Raw genomic sequence first — 15,378 nt, 5'->3', positions numbered from 1 at the left:
TACTGACGATCATGATGCCCAAATATCCTCTGCGGATACGCTCCGCCCCTGATACTTATCTGAGCGCAGCCACGCTGTCGGCGGGATATTCTGCGCTGGTCATTTCACTGATCGTATCGCTCGTCGTGCCGCTGCTGGTACTTGCCAGTTGGTGGCTTGCCAGTCGATACGGGTGGATGTCTGAACAGATCCTGCCTTCGCCGCTGACGGTGATTGGCAGCGCACGGGCTTTTATCCCCGAAGAGCTAATTCACCAGTTACCCATCAGCCTGATGCGGCTTGTGATTGGTTTTAGTGGCGGCATTGCGCTGGGTCTGGTTTTGGGCAGTCTATTTGGTCTGAACAGACGCTTGAATGCGCTGTTTATGCCGCTATTTACCGTCATCGCGCAGATTCCTACGTTAGCTTGGATCCCGCTTTTGATGCTGTCACTGGGGATCGGGGAAGCGCTGAAGCTGGTGGTGTTGGTGAAATCGGTAACGGTGCCAGTGACGCTTTACACCTGCGCCGGTATTCAACAGACGCCACAAAAGCTGCATGAAATGGTGCGTAGCCTGCGTTTACCGCCCGTCGCCTTCCTGCGTTACCTGATTCTGCCTGCCATGTTGCCTTATGTGATGACGGGCGTTCGGCTGGCGTTTTCCACCGGATGGGTGGCGTTGATTGCGGTTGAGCTGTTGGCTTCCAGCGAAGGGCTGGGTTATCTGTTGGTACAAAGCCGCCAGCTGTTCATGTTGGATCTGGTGTTCGTCTGCATTTTGATCATTGGAATACTAGGGTTTACCGGGGAACGCGTGCTGCTGAAGCTGGAGCGTCGCTGGATTCACTGGCCTGCGCCGGTGCTGGGGCGAGATAGCCTGAGCTATGCGCTGCCGAGTCTGTCGCTGACACCTTGGCTAGCGCCATTGATGTTGATTGCACTGTGGCAGATTAGCAGCACGCGCGAGTGGGTGAACGTGGCTTTTCTTCCCGCGCCGAGTGATGTGATTGAGGCACTGTGGTCGGGGTTGATTCAGGGTGGGCTGCTGGCCGATCTCAATGCCAGTCTGCTGCGTGCGCTACAGGGCTTTATGCTGGGAAGCGCAATCGGTGTGCTGGTCGGTGCGTTGCTCGGCGGCTGGCGCATCGCTGACAAGTTGTTTAATCCGGCGTTGTCCGCACTGCGCTGTGTGGCACTATTCGCCTGGCTGCCGCTGATCACGGCCTGGTTCGGTTTAGGGGAGAGCGCCAAAATCGTATTTATCGCTGTGGCGGCATTCTTTCCTGTGATGTTGGCAACCCGTCAGGGAATCGCCCAGCTTCCTCCTGCGCTATTAGAGGTTGCGCAGGTTCTGCGACTGACGCCGATGCAGACGCTCCGCACGCTGATATTGCCCAGCGTGTTACCGCCGCTGTTTTCAGGCCTGCGACTCGCGTTGATGCATGCGTGGACGGGGGCGATTGGCGCAGAGTATTTCATGCCGTCGGGAGAGGGGCTGGGTGGCATGATGATTCGTGCACAACAGCTGCTTGAGTCCGATCGCATCATGGCCGGTGTAGTGCTGATTGCGGTGGTGGCCGCACTATTTTCCCGGTTGATTACTTTGTCTGAACGGCGGCTGACCCGCTGGCGCTTTGCATGACGGATAACGGAGAATCTATGTCCCTGCATTTTCAGCATATTACCAAGTATTTTACTGTCAACGGCGCACCGCTGACGGTGTTACAGGACATCGACCTGTCGTTGCATGCTGGCGAGCTGGTTGCGGTCATCGGTGCTAGCGGCTGTGGTAAATCGACGCTGCTGCGTTTGGCTGCTGGGATTGATACTACCCGACGCGGACGTATTCTGATTGGCGATCGGCCTGTTCACGGCATTCCCGACGAGGTCAGTCTGGTGTTTCAGGAGCCGCGTCTGTTTCCGTGGCTCACCGTGACGGACAATATTCGCCTCGGTATGCTCAATCTCAATCTTTCCCCTACGGAAGTTGCGCAGCGAATTGCACACTATCTCCAGATGATGGGGCTGGAAGGCTTTGCCGATGCATGGCCGCATCAGCTGTCGGGTGGGATGGCACAGCGTGTGGCGATCGCCCGTGGGCTGGTGTCGACGCCACGTATTCTCTTGCTGGATGAACCTTTTGGCGCGCTTGATGCGCTGACCAAACAGCAGTTGCAGGAACGTCTGGCAGATATTCGCCGACAAACGGATCTGACGATCTTGCTGGTGACGCATGATGTGGAAGAGGCCGTTTTTCTGGCTGACAGAGTGGTAGTCATGTCACCCCGGCCCGGCCGGATTAGTGCAATTCTACCGGTAAATCTGACTTATCCTCGAGATCGCACCAGCCCAGCGTTACTGGAGCAACGGCAAGCTGTCAGTCAGGCGCTGCATCAGGCTTGATAGTTGATATATCAATGAAAATTGAGTTGTCCTAAGGAATCACTTCATCTAATGACGTCGCCGTTTTGTCATCAGCAGGCGTTTGGTAACCAGAGAGGGCCGAGTATTTAAGGGCAGTAGCGAACATCGTTCAAATCTGCTCCCGGTACATCTGTCACTTCACGTGACCGTTTTACGGGGGCATCTGCCCAGCGCTCACCCGTTGGCGTGTCCACCACTCTGAGCTGGTTACGACTGTCCCAGCGGTAGTGCCACACCTGTGCTGAGGTGATTACAAGACAGACATCACGGCAAATAAATCAAAAAATAGCGCGTTACTACACGGTGGGATATGCCTTGAAAAACGGTAAACCCAACCCGCCGCCAGCGATTGACCTAAAGTGCCGCTGGCTGGAATCGTCGGGCTTTATGACCGGGATACCAATCACCGTTACCGTTGAGCGGAGGAGACTGGTGATTGAGACGGAGATTAATCTCTGATGCCGCACACGATAAACAGCAGATAAAAAATAGCCGGAAGGATCGTTGGGATCGCTTTCGGTTTTGTTTTAATAACTTTGTCGGTTACATGAGTACTGCTGGATCGAAAACAATAATAGAATCACGTTTCATACCACATGGCCATCCACCACTTTTATAAATACTGAATAATCTCTCAAGAAAACCATCATCAATAAAGTTATTCAGATATCTGTTAATTGCTATGGTGGACAAGACAAAATATGCATCCTCTTTTGACTCTGAGAAAATAAAGTCATCATGCTTACTATTTGATTTTTTTATTTTTTTCTTTCTGTATTCAAGGTGAAGGGATGAGTTTTGATGCTGAAAAAATTCCAACTTATTATTTATAAAATCTAACGCATTCTGAAAGTTAGTGTGTTCTCTTAATTCTTCACGATAACTCTCAATTATATCATTCCAAACTTTATAGTTGGATGGCAGGTTTTGTTCGAAAGCAAACTCGATAGCATCATCAATATTTTTAATGATTACTACATCATTAAATGAAACATCACACAATCCCTTGAAGAGTCCTTTTGTAAATGCAAACTCTATAGGTTCAACTATAAATTTGTCATTCATTACCAGCCACCTTTACCAAACACATTATTCCAAAGAGCATTAACTTTAGAGTTGCCTAATGCACCACCGGCTTTATCCATGTCAAGAGGTCTAATTGGTATACCATTTCTTAATCCACCCCTTGCAATGTTCTGTATATCTGAAACTTGTTTTGAAATGGAACTGGCAGATTGATTAAGATCTATTTTACCAAGAGCACTCCTAATTGATTCAGTATATCCACTATGGTTGCCTTGATGTCTTGCCATGGCGCTTATAGCATCATCTTTCGTCCTTAAAAATATACCGTTTGACGCATCATCAATATAATAGTTAATTTTTTTCAATGCAGGATGATTTGCCAGTTCTTTGGGAATAACATGATGTGCTTGATACCCTTTCCAGGTAGTTGACCGAGGAAGTCCCATCTTTTCCATCATATTTTTGCCTAAAGTGGCTGAGCACCCAGCCAACCCAAACGGATCGATCCAGCAGACTGGATTCTGGACGTAACCATAGTTACTCTCTCCTCCCGCTATCCCTATCTGGTCATAGGGATTATCCGAGGCGCGTCGTACTTTTTAACGCACTTAAGCCATTGAAGAAACAACCTTTTAAGGAAGTGCTTTCGGGCACATTAAAGCGCCCGTAGCCCAACACCCCGGCGCGTACTTTTACTCCCAGACACGCTACCGCCATGCTCTGACTTCCCTGTCAGCCGCTGCCATTACTCGTTTTGTTGCTGAACCGAGGTTTATTGTGGGACGGCTCGCACCACGCAGGATATCCGCGAACTCTGGGGCAACCTGCAAGCCCTAAGTATCGCGCTGTTCGATGAGTATGCCGTCACGCAGTGGCTGAATCGTTTTCTGGGCGTGCTTAATCTGGAAGAGATTAAGCACGGGCGGTAAATTACCGCCACTGAACAGCAGATAACATAAAGCCGGAAGGATCGTTGGGATCGCTTCTGGGTATTTTATCTGACTACAAATTGTACTTTGTCCACTTATCTTCAAATGAGCTAAATCGTTCTTTTTTATCAATACGCCATTCGCCATCTTTAATATTAAGGGTGTAACGAAATTTACTTTTAGCTTCGGTATACTGCTGCGTTACAAATATCGCTTTGTTTTTATTTACTTCCCTGTTTAATATTTCTTCATCTGGTGAGTACTCCGGTGGTTCACCACATGATAGTGATATTTGTCTGCCTTGTTTTCGCTCTTTCTTTGTGCAGAAAATATCATATATATCATCAAGATATTTTCTTGCCGCATCTTTATGCACAGTCATTCCTTCATTTCTAAATAATGGGTAATATTTCAACTCCCATTTATTCATTTGGATGATAAATTCTTTTAGAACCTCTTCTGCTTTAGATAATTCAGCCATAAAGACACCTTAGTTATTAAATATTCTACCAAAAACCTTCTGCCCATTTTGATAGACGTCATAGTAGATTTCTGTAGGGCGGGTTCCGCTATTACCGTATTTAAAGGCCCACTCGATATCAACCGAACCATTCTGACCTATATAATCTTTGACAACTTTCTCGAAATCTCTGTATTGCCCACGGTTAATACCAGGTAATTGTGGGAACACGTTACCTTTACCGCCTTGCCCACCAAGAACGTTGCCTAATATATGCCCAGCATCATCGGTTTGATCACCTAATGAACGAGCGTAGTCTCTGGAGCTTTGATTCGTTGCAGAACCCGTTCTAAGCTCAGCTTTTGATACGGTAGCCTTGGCCGATAATATTTCCCCGTTAGCACCATGAGTTAACGTTGGACACTTCGCCAGCCCATACGGATCAACCCAGCAGACCGGATTCTGGACATAACCATAGTTACTCTCACCCCCCGCTATCCCTATTGGGTCATAGGGACGATCCTGATGCAGTCGTACTTTTTAGCGCACTTAACCTGTTGATGCAACGGCCTTTTCAGACAGCGTTTTCGGCCACATTAACACAACCGTAACCCGAACATCCCGACGTGCACTTTTACCCCCGGACACGCTACCGCCAGGCTCTGACTTCCCTGTCTGCCTGCGCCACATCATAGCAGCGGCAGCCGCCGCTGCCATTAGTCGTTTCGCCTTTTGGGTTTACCACCTCAACCCGCACGGCTTCCGCTACTCGTTTGCGGAAGCCGTGCGGGTTCTGCGGGTGCGGGCGGCAAAGAGTCCGCAAGCGTCGGCCTGCGACGCTCTGGTGCACCGTGCCGGAGGGAACCGCAGGTTTGCATGACCACGCCACACCGGGGCGGGCAGCGGAAGCTGGCGAGCGGGGAAGGAGCAAGGAGCCTGCGACTGCGACCCCGCGCAGCCAGACGCAGCCGGGCGGGCATGAAGCCCTTCAGCGCCGTGACGAAGGAACGGCTTCTGCTGTGGGGTTGATGTTGACGTTGCCTGAAGGCTGACGCCGCAGCCTGCGCCGCCAGGGAGGGCGGCCACACCGTCGATGCTGAAGAACGCTTGCCGTTGCCGATAGCAGAGCGAGCCTGCGAGCTGTGCGCCACGCCGCACCAAGTGCCGAACCCCGGCGGCCAGCCGCACACTGAGGTTGAGGTAGCCGCAGCGCGCCCATTACCCGACCGGCGCCGACATAATGTGTGTTACGCGTTGTGGGCCGCCCCGACGGCCCATTTCGCGTAATGCCACATTATGTTGAATGACGAACGGCCAGCAACGTGAGTTGCAGAGAGGGACTTGGATGAGCGCTGGCCGGGCGACATTTACCGCCGGGGCGATGAGGCTGACTTGTGGCAGATGAACCCTTATCGGTTGCGGCTTTGCGCGGTTTTGCTGACCCAGACTTAGCCCCGACTTGGGGCAGACTTGACCCAGACTTTCCATTGCCAGCCCCAGCCTTGCGCGAGTCGTACCCGTCTTTTTCATTCAGTTCCGGCTCGATTAACCCGCACAGGTGCGCCGGCACCGTGCAATCCCCCCGCACCTGTTATTGCAGCAGGTGCCCCGGCTGCCGCCATGAACCAGAAGGTATTCCATTTCAGCCAGTCAGCAGGGCGATGCTCTGTATCAGGGTGAGGTACTTCATATGGTCGCGGCGGGTGCGGGTTTTGTCGCTCAGGAACCATCACCAGTAAACGATAACTAGCGCTACGATAACGGGTTACATACCGTTAACGCCGCTAACCACAACCAACTAATATGACCGTGATGCCGATAACGGTGACAGTTGTGCGTGTATGGATAGTGATTGAGACCGATATTAATCTCTTACGTTTATGATCTTTTCTTTTATTTGTTCCAACATATTATCCACCTATAAAAATCCAATTATCGCTTCCGATGGTATTTCTCCAAAGATTAATACTTCTTGGTGGGCTGCCGCTACATTTCGGGTGAATGGAGTCTGCAAATGTTCCGCAGCCTTTTGAGCGTTTGATACATCTAAAATCTTATCGCTCGGAATTTTAGACAGATCTATATTAACAATTGGATTTGCTGCTTGGGTTCCACCATGAGTGGCGAAGTATTCTGCTGTTGATTGACTTCTAGTTGTTGATATCCACGGATCACGCGAGTGCGGTGCTCCTGCTACATGCTGAGTCGGTGTCGTTCTATGATATGGAGTCGGCCTTGATATTCCATTGCCTGCTCGGATACTTGCTGCTTGTTCAGGAGTCACCGCCCTATGGACTATATTACATCCAGCTAACCCTTTCGGATCGATCCAATTTACAGGGTTTTTAACATACGCATAAAGGTTAAGACCACCTCTTATCCCTATCGGGTCATAGGGACGATCCTGATGCAGTCGTACTTTTTAGCGCACTTAACCTGTTGATGCAACGGCCTTTTCAGACAGCGTTTTCGGCCACATTAACACAACCGTAACCCGAACATCCCGACGTGCACTTTTACCCCCGGACACGCTACCGCCAGGCTCTGACTTCCCTGTCTGCCTGCGCCACATCATAGCAGCGGCAGCCGCCGCTGCCATTAGTCGTTTCGCCTTTTGGGTTTACCACCTCAACCCGCACGGCTTCCGCTACTCGTTTGCGGAAGCCGTGCGGGTTCTGCGGGTGCGGGCGGCAAAGAGTCCGCAAGCGTCGGCCTGCGACGCTCTGGTGCACCGTGCCGGAGGGAACCGCAGGTTTGCATGACCACGCCACACCGGAGCGGAAGCTGGCGAGCGGGGAAGGAGCAAGGAGCCTGCGACTGCGACCCCGCGCAGCCAGACGCAGCCGGGCGGGCATGAAGCCCTTCAGCGCCGTGACGAAGGAGCCGCTCCCAGTAGCTCTCCTGCGTGCGGGCGCTGTAGCCTGCTGCGCTCAGGTGTTCAAGGTAATGCTCCGTGTGCTGGCGTAACGTCTGTGTCTGGCGGCTAAGGTAGAGGGCTTCCGGGCTGGGGGGAGTCGGTCGGGTCATGGCGGCGCGTCCTGCGTGGTGAGTGGCGATAAAGAGGGATAACGGCACGACTTATGGCACTACGGTACGACAGGCTTATCCTGTGGTGCCGGAACAGCGCTTTTACCGTTAACCCGACTTGTGGCAGATGAACCCTTATCGGTTGCGGCTTTGCGCGGTTTTGCTGACCCAGACTTAGCCCCGACTTGGGGCAGACTTGACCCAGACTTTCCATTGCCAGCCCCAGACTTGCGCGAGTCGTACCCGTCTTTTTCATTCAGTTCCGGCTCGATTAACCCGCACAGGTGCGCCCCTTCCGGCACCGTGCCATCCCACAGCAACTCGTATTGCAGCAGGTGCCCCCGGCTGCCGCCATGAACCAGAAGGTATTCCATTTCAGCCAGTCGCAGGCAGTGCAGCTTAAGCTGACTGTCACTCCACTGCGTCGCGTTGCGGATATCCCGCCGGGTAAAGCGCACGTCGCCCGGTTTTTTGCTCTGCGTATGTGCCAACTGGTTCACCATCCCCTGTATCAGCAGCAACAGCTTTCTGGTCTGTGGCGGCATCTCGTCCAGCGTGCGGCCTAATATCTCGTGCGCTAACCGGTTCGCCAGCACGATATCCGACCGTTCGACCTCGATATATTCGATAACCTGCCCACGGTGCGCCACCGTCTTCACGTCCCGCTGGTACTGGTGCAGCAGGGCGATGCTCTGTATCAGGGTGAGGTACTTCATATGGTCGCGGCGGGTGCGGGTTTTGTCGCTCAGGAACGTGAGCTGTGACGCGAACGGGTTCACCACCTTTAACGGTTTCAGTAACCGCTGGGCATTCTGGTGCAACTCGGTGAGATAACCTTTCTCGTTTTCTATTGCAGGCGCTCTTCCGGCGCTATCATATTCAGCACCGCATCCAACAGTGAGGACTTACCCGCCGCTGAGCTGCTCTGTATCAGCACGGCCAACGGTTTATCCAGCTTGCGCGATACTGCGGCTAAGTAACCCGCCACTAAGTTGGTCGATTCCCCCACCACGCCGCAGGCCGCAAGGTCATCCGTCAGTCTGCCGATAAGGTTCGGGTCACGCAGCAACGTCAGCGCGTCCGCTTTGGCGTCGTCATCCAGTTCCGGTGCGGTGTCACTGCCGGTTTCCGGTTGGCTCAGGTGCGCTTCCAGTGCCAGCAGTACACGGCCTAAGCTGCGTTTGACATCACTTTCTGCCAGTCCCAGTTCTGACGCCGCCAGCCGCGCATAACCCGCACGGCTCCGCGCACTCATCATGTCCACGCTGTCCGCGAACACCACGCCGCTGGCCGTGTCGATGACCTGCACATTCACCTTCATGGTGCCGCTGCCCGCTTTTACCGATGCCATCCCCCGGATGCGCCACTGCTGACCAGACAGCGCTATCTCAAGCTCACCGTTCGGTAACACGTCAACCACCACGCCCGGCTCGGCAACCTGCGCCGTTTTTACCGCCTCCACACCCGCCGCTAAGGACGCAGCGGGTGGCGATGAGGCTTTCCGTTGTGGCACGGATTCAGGTTCGGCACTGACCGCTTCCCCCATCGGCAACGCCCCGTCAACCAGTAAGCCGAACGCCGTTTCCGGCTCCGCCACCTGACACAGATAGCCGTTCGCATCCATGCCTGACGGGAACACCACGCGGAACGGCGTGATGCCATCAGTGACTAAGGATTCGGCCAATTTTACCGCCGCCGTATTGCCTGCCTCATCGTTATCGAACGCGATAAGCACCTGTTTCACACCATGCCGGATAAAGGCTTGTCGCATCTCATCCGTCACGCCGTTTACCCCATACGCTGCCGTCACGTTACGATAACCCGCCACCCAGAACGACATGGCATCGATAAGGGATTCGCACAGGATGACCGTTTTACCCAAAGGCGTGAGTGCGCCACATCTTGAGACGGTAGTTAACATTGCTGATGTGCTTCAGGTGTCGATGGATGAACTGGTTGGCCGCAAGTCGGTATCGGATGAGGTGAAGGTGCGCAACCACATGCTACACGCGCTGTGGCAGAAGGCGGATCTGCTACCAGACTCAGATCAACAGGCGCTGATCGCCGTTCTGGACAGTTTCGTTAAGAAGGCAATGATGGAACAGGTGATGAACATCACCAGTAAACGATAACTAGCGCGACGATAACGGGTTACAGCCCGTTAACGCCGCTTACCACAAGCAACTAACAGGAGTAGTTACTATGGCTGCGCACGATTCTACGTCACGCAACACCGTAAATAAAGCAACCAAAACAGAACGTTACTACACCGTGGGATACGCCCCGCATAACGGCAGGCCCAACCCGCCGTCTGCCATCAACCTTAAAGGCCGCTGGCTGGAAGAGTCGGGGTTTATGACCGGGATGCCGATAACGGTGACAGTTGAGCGGGGCAGGATAGTGATTGAGACCGAGATTAATCTCTGACGTCGCTCATGATAAACAGCCGATAAAATACAGCCGGAAGGATCGTGGAGATCGCTTCCGGCTTTTATTAACTTAAACAGTCAATGACCAATGCATCTAATTCAATCCAAGCGTCTTCTAATCTGAATGCGATTTCAGGCTTATTTTCTTTTCCATCAAAACTCACATATGCATTTCGTACCATTTGTGGAATGGTATATAAATAAAGCGCCAACTTCTTATCAATAAGATCATTATCTTTCAATTCATTAGATAACTCACCCAAAGACGATATTAACCCAATATAAGCATCTTCGTTGAACACCATATTGGTTCTAACTTCATCAACAAAGCTGTTTTTTATGATCTTTTCTTTTATTTCTTCCAACATATTATCCACCTATAAAAATCCAATTATCGCTTCCGATGGTATTTCTCCAAAGATTAATACTTCTTGGTGGGCTGCCGCTACATTTCGGGTGAATGGAGTCTGCAAATGTTCCGCAGCCTTTTGAGCGTTTGATACATCTAAAATCTTATCGCTCGGAATTTTAGACAGATCTATATTAACAATTGGATTTGCTGCTTGGGTTCCACCATGAGTGGCGAAGTATTCTGCTGTTGATTGACTTCTAGTTGTTGATATCCACGGATCACGCGAGTGCGGTGCTCCTGCTACATGCTGAGTCGGTGTCGTTCTATGATATGGAGTCGGCCTTGATATTCCATTGCCTGCTCGGATACTTGCTGCTTGTTCAGGAGTCACCGCCCTATGGACTATATTACATCCAGCTAACCCTTTCGGATCGATCCAATTTACAGGGTTTTTAACATACGCATAAAGGTTAAGACCACCTCTTATCCCTATCGGGTCAGGTGAGATATAGCAACCACCGCTTGGATCATAATACCGAAATCGGTTATAGCATAAGCCACTTTCTTCGTCACGGTATTGCCCAGCAAATGCCAGCCCCGGATCGAGACTTTCAGTATTATCTGTAGTCCGGTGCCCCCATAAGTTCGTGCGCGGCGCCTGCCAGCGAAGCTCACCAGCCTGATTAAAGATAGCCTGCGGCTCGCCGTTATGGCTGCTGGTGACAAAATCCGTCTCCCAATTCCCGTCGGTATTCTGGCGCTGTTGCACCAGCAACTCCCAGCCATTGTGTACCCAGTGGCGGCGGCTGATAAGCTGGTTTTCGCGGTAATGCCGCACTTCAGCTATCTGGTCGCCGTCCCAGAGGTAACGGATGTCTTCTGCTTTCTGGTCACAGCGTTTGCCGGTGCGTCGCCCGAATGGGTCGTAACGGTAGAACCAGCGCTCACCCGTTGGCGTGTCCACCACTCTGAGCTGGTTACGACTGTCCCAGCGGTAGTGCCAAACCTGCGGCCGGTAGCCTGGCTGTACCACCTGTTTGCGTATCAGCCGTCCGGCTTTGTCGTACTGATAGTGGGTATCGTCACGCTGAATAAGCCTGCTCGCTTGCCACTCGGTCAATCTTGTGGCGTCCTGCGGCAGGCCGGTGCGGGTGTAGCGGTATTCTTCTTCGGTATTGACGGTACGGCCTGTGCCGCCGCTCAGGACGGTTAGCACTCGTCCGCTGGCATCCAACCGGTAGCCTTCGGCCTCGCGGTTGTGCCGGGTGCCCGTTAGGTTGCCTGCGCCATCATACAAATGTTCACGGCTCTGTTCGGCCTGTAAACGACCATCCCGCTGCTGCCCACTCATCTCGCGCGTCAGCCAGCCCATGGCGTCGTATTCGCGCTGCTGCATAAAGCCGCCGTTGCTATTTCGGGCGGCTTCTCGTCCTGCGGCGTCGTGAGCCAACGTTAGCTCTGCGTCATCCGGCAACTGCACCTGCCGCAGTTCACCCGTGGCACTATAGCGGAAGGTGCTGGTGAGTGCCGCGCTGCTCTCTTCGCCTTCCCAGTACAAGCTGCGGGTAACGGCGTCAGACTCTGCCTGATAGTGGCGTCGGATTTCTGTTCCGCTGTTCCGTTCCTGCACCACTCGGTCTCGTACGTCATACGACAACTGGATATAGCTGGTCGCAGACGTCACTTCAGTAAGTCGGCCTGCCCCATCGTAGCGGTAGTGCAGCGTATCGTCCGGTGCGGTTTCTTTGATGAGTAGCCCGCGTCCGTCGTACAGGAAGTGGCGGGTTTCGCCTTCGCCGTTGTGGATGCTAATGCAGTGGCCATCCTCGTCATAGCCGTAGCGAGTTTCGGTGCCAGCCATATCCTGCTCGCGGATAACCCGTGCATCGGCATCCAACCACCATTGCCAGCGGTTCCCATCTGGGGCGATAACAGCGACGAGTTGTTGGCTCTCTTTGTCGTACTCGTAACGCCAGGTGCGGCCTTCCGCATCGGTACGGGACGTCAGAAGATCGAATGGGCCATAGGTTTGCCGCCAAACCGCGCCGTTGCCATCAGTGTAATTCAGTAGGTTGTTGTGTTTGTCGTATTGACGCTGTTCTTGCTTGTCGTCTGGGCGTAGCAGTTGTTCCGGCAGTTTCCAACTGGCACGGCGATAACCCAAGCGATAGGTGGAACCGTCCGGGCGTGTCCAGGTGGTCAGTCTGTCCTGTTGGTCGTAGCGTAGTTGTTGAGTGCGGGACTCCGCATCCGTGGCACTGAGCAGGCGCTGTCGATGGTCGTAAAACAGACTGGCCTGCACCTGTCCACCTTGGTCACTGACTTCGGTCAGCAGGCCGTAGCGGTTCCACGCAAAATGCACTTCGCTGTTGTCCGGCCCGGTCAGGCTTTGCGGATTGCCCTTCGTGTCGTACTGCCAGACCCAGTTGCGCCCGAGAGGGTCGGTGATACTGGTGAGGCGATCGCTGTCGTCATAGTCGTAATGCCATTGATGGCCACTGCCATCGGTGAAGGTACTGACCAGCCCGCTGTCGCCCAGATAGGCAAATTCCACCATCCGGCCCGCAGGGGAGATTTCCCGTAGCAGATTACCGACATCGTCATACTCAAAGCGGGTGATATGGCCGAGCGGGGATTTCTCCCATGTCATCAGGTACAGGTCATTAAAGCCATATTCATGGCGTTGTCCCAGCCCGTCTGTCATCACCACGCGGTCTGCCAGATACTCGAAGTTGGCGGTCAGGTAGCCGTCGGCGCAGGTGGTGTAAATGCAGCACCCCTGATGGTCATATTCATACTGTGCCCAGGTCTGGTCGTTGTCGTGCCAGCGCGCCAAGCGGTTGTGGTTATCGTACTCGTAGAACAGGTGATAGGCATGCGCCGCATCGGCCTCGATCAGTCTCCCTTGTTCATCCTGCCGGTATTCGGCCAGCACGGTTTTCTGCCCGCCGTCGATACGTTGCACCTGGCGGAGAAATTCCCCTTGCCATACCAGCAGCAGCTCGATGCCGTCGCTGTGCTGCACCTTGCGCAGGTAGCCTTTGGGGTCGCGGATAAAATCGATTCGGTTGAAATGGTTGTCAGTGATGGCCGACAACAATAGCTGGTCATCCTGCCTGACGGTAAACGCACGCCAGGTCTGGCTGTCACGGTGCCACAGGTGAAAGCCGTTATGCCGCCTAACTAGTTTGAACTCCGGGTATTCGGCGCAGTACACCACCGTAGTGCCCACCCCGAAGGTGAAATCGATGTTGTAGCCCTGTGCCAGTGTAATGACTACATGGGTGTCGCCGTCATCACGGCTGACGGTAGCGACTTCGCTCCAGCTATCCTGCCAGCCATGGCCTAATAATCCGACATGTGAAGAGGCGGTACGGTAGGTGCGTTCGAACACCAGTGGAAGAGTCTGCCCCAGTTCGATATCAGTGCGGTTTTCAATCACCTCGCCGCTGGCGATATACACTGGGTCTTTCTTGAAGGCTTTGGCCGCTTGGGTCACCCGCGCCCGGCCTTTGTTCGCCTTAAATGCGCGGGTGGCACAGCGTGTCTTTTGCTTAAAGCGTTTACCCGCCCAGAGAGCTCCGGCACCCAGCCCTTTCATGACCGCTTTAGGGCCGCGAAAGAATAATTTCCCCAGCCCGCGAAATAACCCACGCGTCGGTGGCACAAGAAATTCCACCGCAATCAGCAGCGCTTTCTGCCAACCGCTGAACTCATCTTGTATCTCCAGTACCGTAGCCTGTCCGGAGCCAAAGAATACGGTAGATGCTCCTTCCTTGATGGTAGCACCACACACGGTTTTATCGCCTATCCGCGCGGCCGGATGACCGTTAACGAAGACGGTTTCGCTGCCCTGTGCAATGAGTTGCGGGCCGCTATGTTTGGTACACGCCACTGCATCGACTTCCGCCCGGGATACAGGGTTGCCTTCAACAGACACGTTAGGTGAACCGTCAGCCACCGCTCCGGCGGGCGGCGAGGCGCTGTCTACCATGGCGGATACCCGGCCACTTACCGCAGATATCAGACTACCCGCCCCCAGTACCGCCAATCCGCCTACCAGTGCAATCGCCAGCCCGCCCGTCACCCCGACCAACGCGACCGCGACCGCGGCAACTGCTGCCGCCACTAGGGCCCCGGCAACGGCACCGAGCAACGCCCCCAGAAAGCTGCTGTGTTTGATGGGCTTGTCCGGTGAAGTGGGGGGAGAACCACTGCCGGGTGCGGGTAAATCGGGCGGCAGCGTGGGGCGGTTGCCGGCGTGCATCGCACCCACCCGCGCAATACGAGCCAGAATTTCATCACGCATTGCTGCCTGCCTTACCCTCCGGGGCGGCGGCAGGCTCCGCAGCGTTGAACGTTGCAATCACCGCCAGCAGTTCCGCTTTGTGGGCATCGCTCAATGCATCGGCTGCGGTAATCGTGAAGGTCAGCAGCAAGCTACCGCGTACCTGCATCACGACCACCTGGTGCATCAGGCCTTCAGGTGACCGCCAGGTGTACTCCAGCGCTTGTGCGGGGGCGCCTGCCAACGTCAGTTCCCAAGCCTGCACTTCTTTGTAGCCATTCAGATGAGCGGAAAACTGCTCCAGCGTTTTTTGGTAGACCGATTCAGGTGTTTGACCGGGTTCGGTGGGCGTACGGTTGACCACCAGATTGGTGGTTTCATCAGGCAACACAAAAACGTGCAGGGATTCATCACGCCATTGTGCCGGAACCACCAGCGTGCCTTCGTTCATCTGGTACATGTT

11 protein-coding genes and 5 pseudogenes are annotated in these 15,378 nt (G+C 53.8%); 5 read left to right on the top strand and 11 right to left on the bottom strand.

Annotation, left to right across the window (positions count from 1 at the left end; all coding sequences use genetic code 11):
* Positions 1-11 precede the first annotated feature (11 nt).
* From DCX48_12200 to DCX48_12190, 3 genes are all read left to right on the top strand, one after another.
* Positions 12-1,622: an ABC transporter permease gene (locus DCX48_12200; GenBank protein QXE15208.1), complete on the top strand. Its 1,611-nt coding sequence runs from the start codon at positions 12-14 to the stop codon at positions 1,620-1,622.
* A 17-nt stretch (positions 1,623-1,639) separates the two neighbouring features.
* Positions 1,640-2,383: an ABC transporter ATP-binding protein gene (locus tag DCX48_12195; protein QXE15207.1), complete on the top strand. Its 744-nt coding sequence runs from the start codon at positions 1,640-1,642 to the stop codon at positions 2,381-2,383.
* Positions 2,384-2,650: 267 nt separating this feature from the next.
* The gene (locus DCX48_12190; protein ID QXE15206.1) at positions 2,651-2,863 is read left to right on the top strand and encodes a type I toxin-antitoxin system SymE family toxin; all 213 of its coding nucleotides are present in this window, start codon (positions 2,651-2,653) and stop codon (positions 2,861-2,863) included.
* Positions 2,864-2,947: 84 nt separating this feature from the next.
* Here DCX48_12190 and DCX48_12185 read toward each other — a convergent pair whose 3' ends face one another.
* From DCX48_12185 to DCX48_12150, 8 genes and pseudogenes are all read right to left on the bottom strand, one after another.
* Positions 2,948-3,469, bottom strand: a complete 522-nt coding sequence (locus tag DCX48_12185) for a hypothetical protein (protein QXE15205.1) — start codon at positions 3,467-3,469, stop codon at positions 2,948-2,950.
* A complete protein-coding gene (locus tag DCX48_12180; protein QXE15204.1) occupies positions 3,469-3,993 on the bottom strand; it encodes a hypothetical protein in 525 nt (174 codons plus the stop codon). The genes DCX48_12185 and DCX48_12180 overlap by 1 nt, the downstream gene beginning before the upstream one ends.
* A gap of 439 nt (positions 3,994-4,432) precedes the next feature.
* Positions 4,433-4,840, bottom strand: coding sequence for a hypothetical protein (locus DCX48_12175; GenBank protein ID QXE15203.1), 408 nt, complete (start codon positions 4,838-4,840; stop codon positions 4,433-4,435).
* 9 nt (positions 4,841-4,849) lie between these two features.
* Positions 4,850-5,329: pseudogene (locus DCX48_12170) on the bottom strand (type IV secretion protein Rhs).
* 236 nt (positions 5,330-5,565) lie between these two features.
* Complete coding sequence (locus tag DCX48_12165; GenBank protein ID QXE15202.1) at positions 5,566-5,970, bottom strand: hypothetical protein; 405 nt, start codon at positions 5,968-5,970, stop codon at positions 5,566-5,568.
* A gap of 767 nt (positions 5,971-6,737) precedes the next feature.
* Complete coding sequence (locus DCX48_12160; protein QXE17227.1) at positions 6,738-7,232, bottom strand: hypothetical protein; 495 nt, start codon at positions 7,230-7,232, stop codon at positions 6,738-6,740.
* Between the two features lie 464 nt (positions 7,233-7,696).
* Positions 7,697-7,846 (bottom strand): annotated as a pseudogene (locus DCX48_12155) (recombinase XerD).
* Between the two features lie 59 nt (positions 7,847-7,905).
* Positions 7,906-9,722: pseudogene (locus DCX48_12150) on the bottom strand (toprim domain-containing protein).
* A 4-nt stretch (positions 9,723-9,726) separates the two neighbouring features.
* On the opposite strand from DCX48_12150, the pseudogene DCX48_12145 reads away from it, so the two are divergent.
* Positions 9,727-9,978 (top strand): annotated as a pseudogene (locus tag DCX48_12145) (XRE family transcriptional regulator).
* A gap of 70 nt (positions 9,979-10,048) precedes the next feature.
* The gene (locus tag DCX48_12140; protein QXE15201.1) at positions 10,049-10,273 is read left to right on the top strand and encodes a type I toxin-antitoxin system SymE family toxin; all 225 of its coding nucleotides are present in this window, start codon (positions 10,049-10,051) and stop codon (positions 10,271-10,273) included.
* A gap of 67 nt (positions 10,274-10,340) precedes the next feature.
* On the opposite strand, the gene DCX48_12135 is transcribed toward DCX48_12140, so the two are convergent.
* The 3 genes and pseudogenes from DCX48_12135 to DCX48_12125 all read right to left on the bottom strand — a co-directional run bounded on the left by DCX48_12135 (position 10,341) and on the right by DCX48_12125 (position 15,375).
* Complete coding sequence (locus DCX48_12135) at positions 10,341-10,643, bottom strand: hypothetical protein (protein ID QXE15200.1); 303 nt, start codon at positions 10,641-10,643, stop codon at positions 10,341-10,343.
* A 378-nt stretch (positions 10,644-11,021) separates the two neighbouring features.
* Positions 11,022-14,936: pseudogene (locus DCX48_12130) on the bottom strand (type IV secretion protein Rhs).
* Positions 14,929-15,375 carry a DUF1795 domain-containing protein gene (locus tag DCX48_12125; GenBank protein ID QXE15199.1) on the bottom strand — a complete coding sequence of 149 codons (447 nt, stop codon included), beginning with the start codon at positions 15,373-15,375 and terminating at the stop codon, positions 14,929-14,931. Before DCX48_12125 ends, DCX48_12130 begins: the two are co-directional and overlap by 8 nt.
* Positions 15,376-15,378: the final 3 nt, after the last annotated feature.

Source organism: Pectobacterium atrosepticum, assembly GCA_019056595.1.
Lineage (GTDB): Bacteria > Pseudomonadota > Gammaproteobacteria > Enterobacterales > Enterobacteriaceae > Pectobacterium > Pectobacterium atrosepticum.
The sequence above is the reverse complement of the archived record's forward strand: the minus strand, read 5'-3'. Positions and strand labels throughout refer to the sequence as shown.

What these genes read in the sequence shown, in the direction of transcription:
- DCX48_12125 (QXE15199.1), bottom strand. Translation starts at nt 15,375, where the DNA reads ATGTACCAGATGAACGAAGGCACGCTGGTGGTTCCGGCACAATGGCGT.
- DCX48_12195 (QXE15207.1), top strand. Translation starts at nt 1,640, where the DNA reads ATGTCCCTGCATTTTCAGCATATTACCAAGTATTTTACTGTCAACGGC.
- DCX48_12200 (QXE15208.1), top strand. Translation starts at nt 12, where the DNA reads ATGATGCCCAAATATCCTCTGCGGATACGCTCCGCCCCTGATACTTAT.
- DCX48_12185 (QXE15205.1), bottom strand. Translation starts at nt 3,469, where the DNA reads ATGAATGACAAATTTATAGTTGAACCTATAGAGTTTGCATTTACAAAA.
- DCX48_12140 (QXE15201.1), top strand. Translation starts at nt 10,049, where the DNA reads ATGGCTGCGCACGATTCTACGTCACGCAACACCGTAAATAAAGCAACC.
- DCX48_12175 (QXE15203.1), bottom strand. Translation starts at nt 4,840, where the DNA reads ATGGCTGAATTATCTAAAGCAGAAGAGGTTCTAAAAGAATTTATCATC.
- DCX48_12135 (QXE15200.1), bottom strand. Translation starts at nt 10,643, where the DNA reads ATGTTGGAAGAAATAAAAGAAAAGATCATAAAAAACAGCTTTGTTGAT.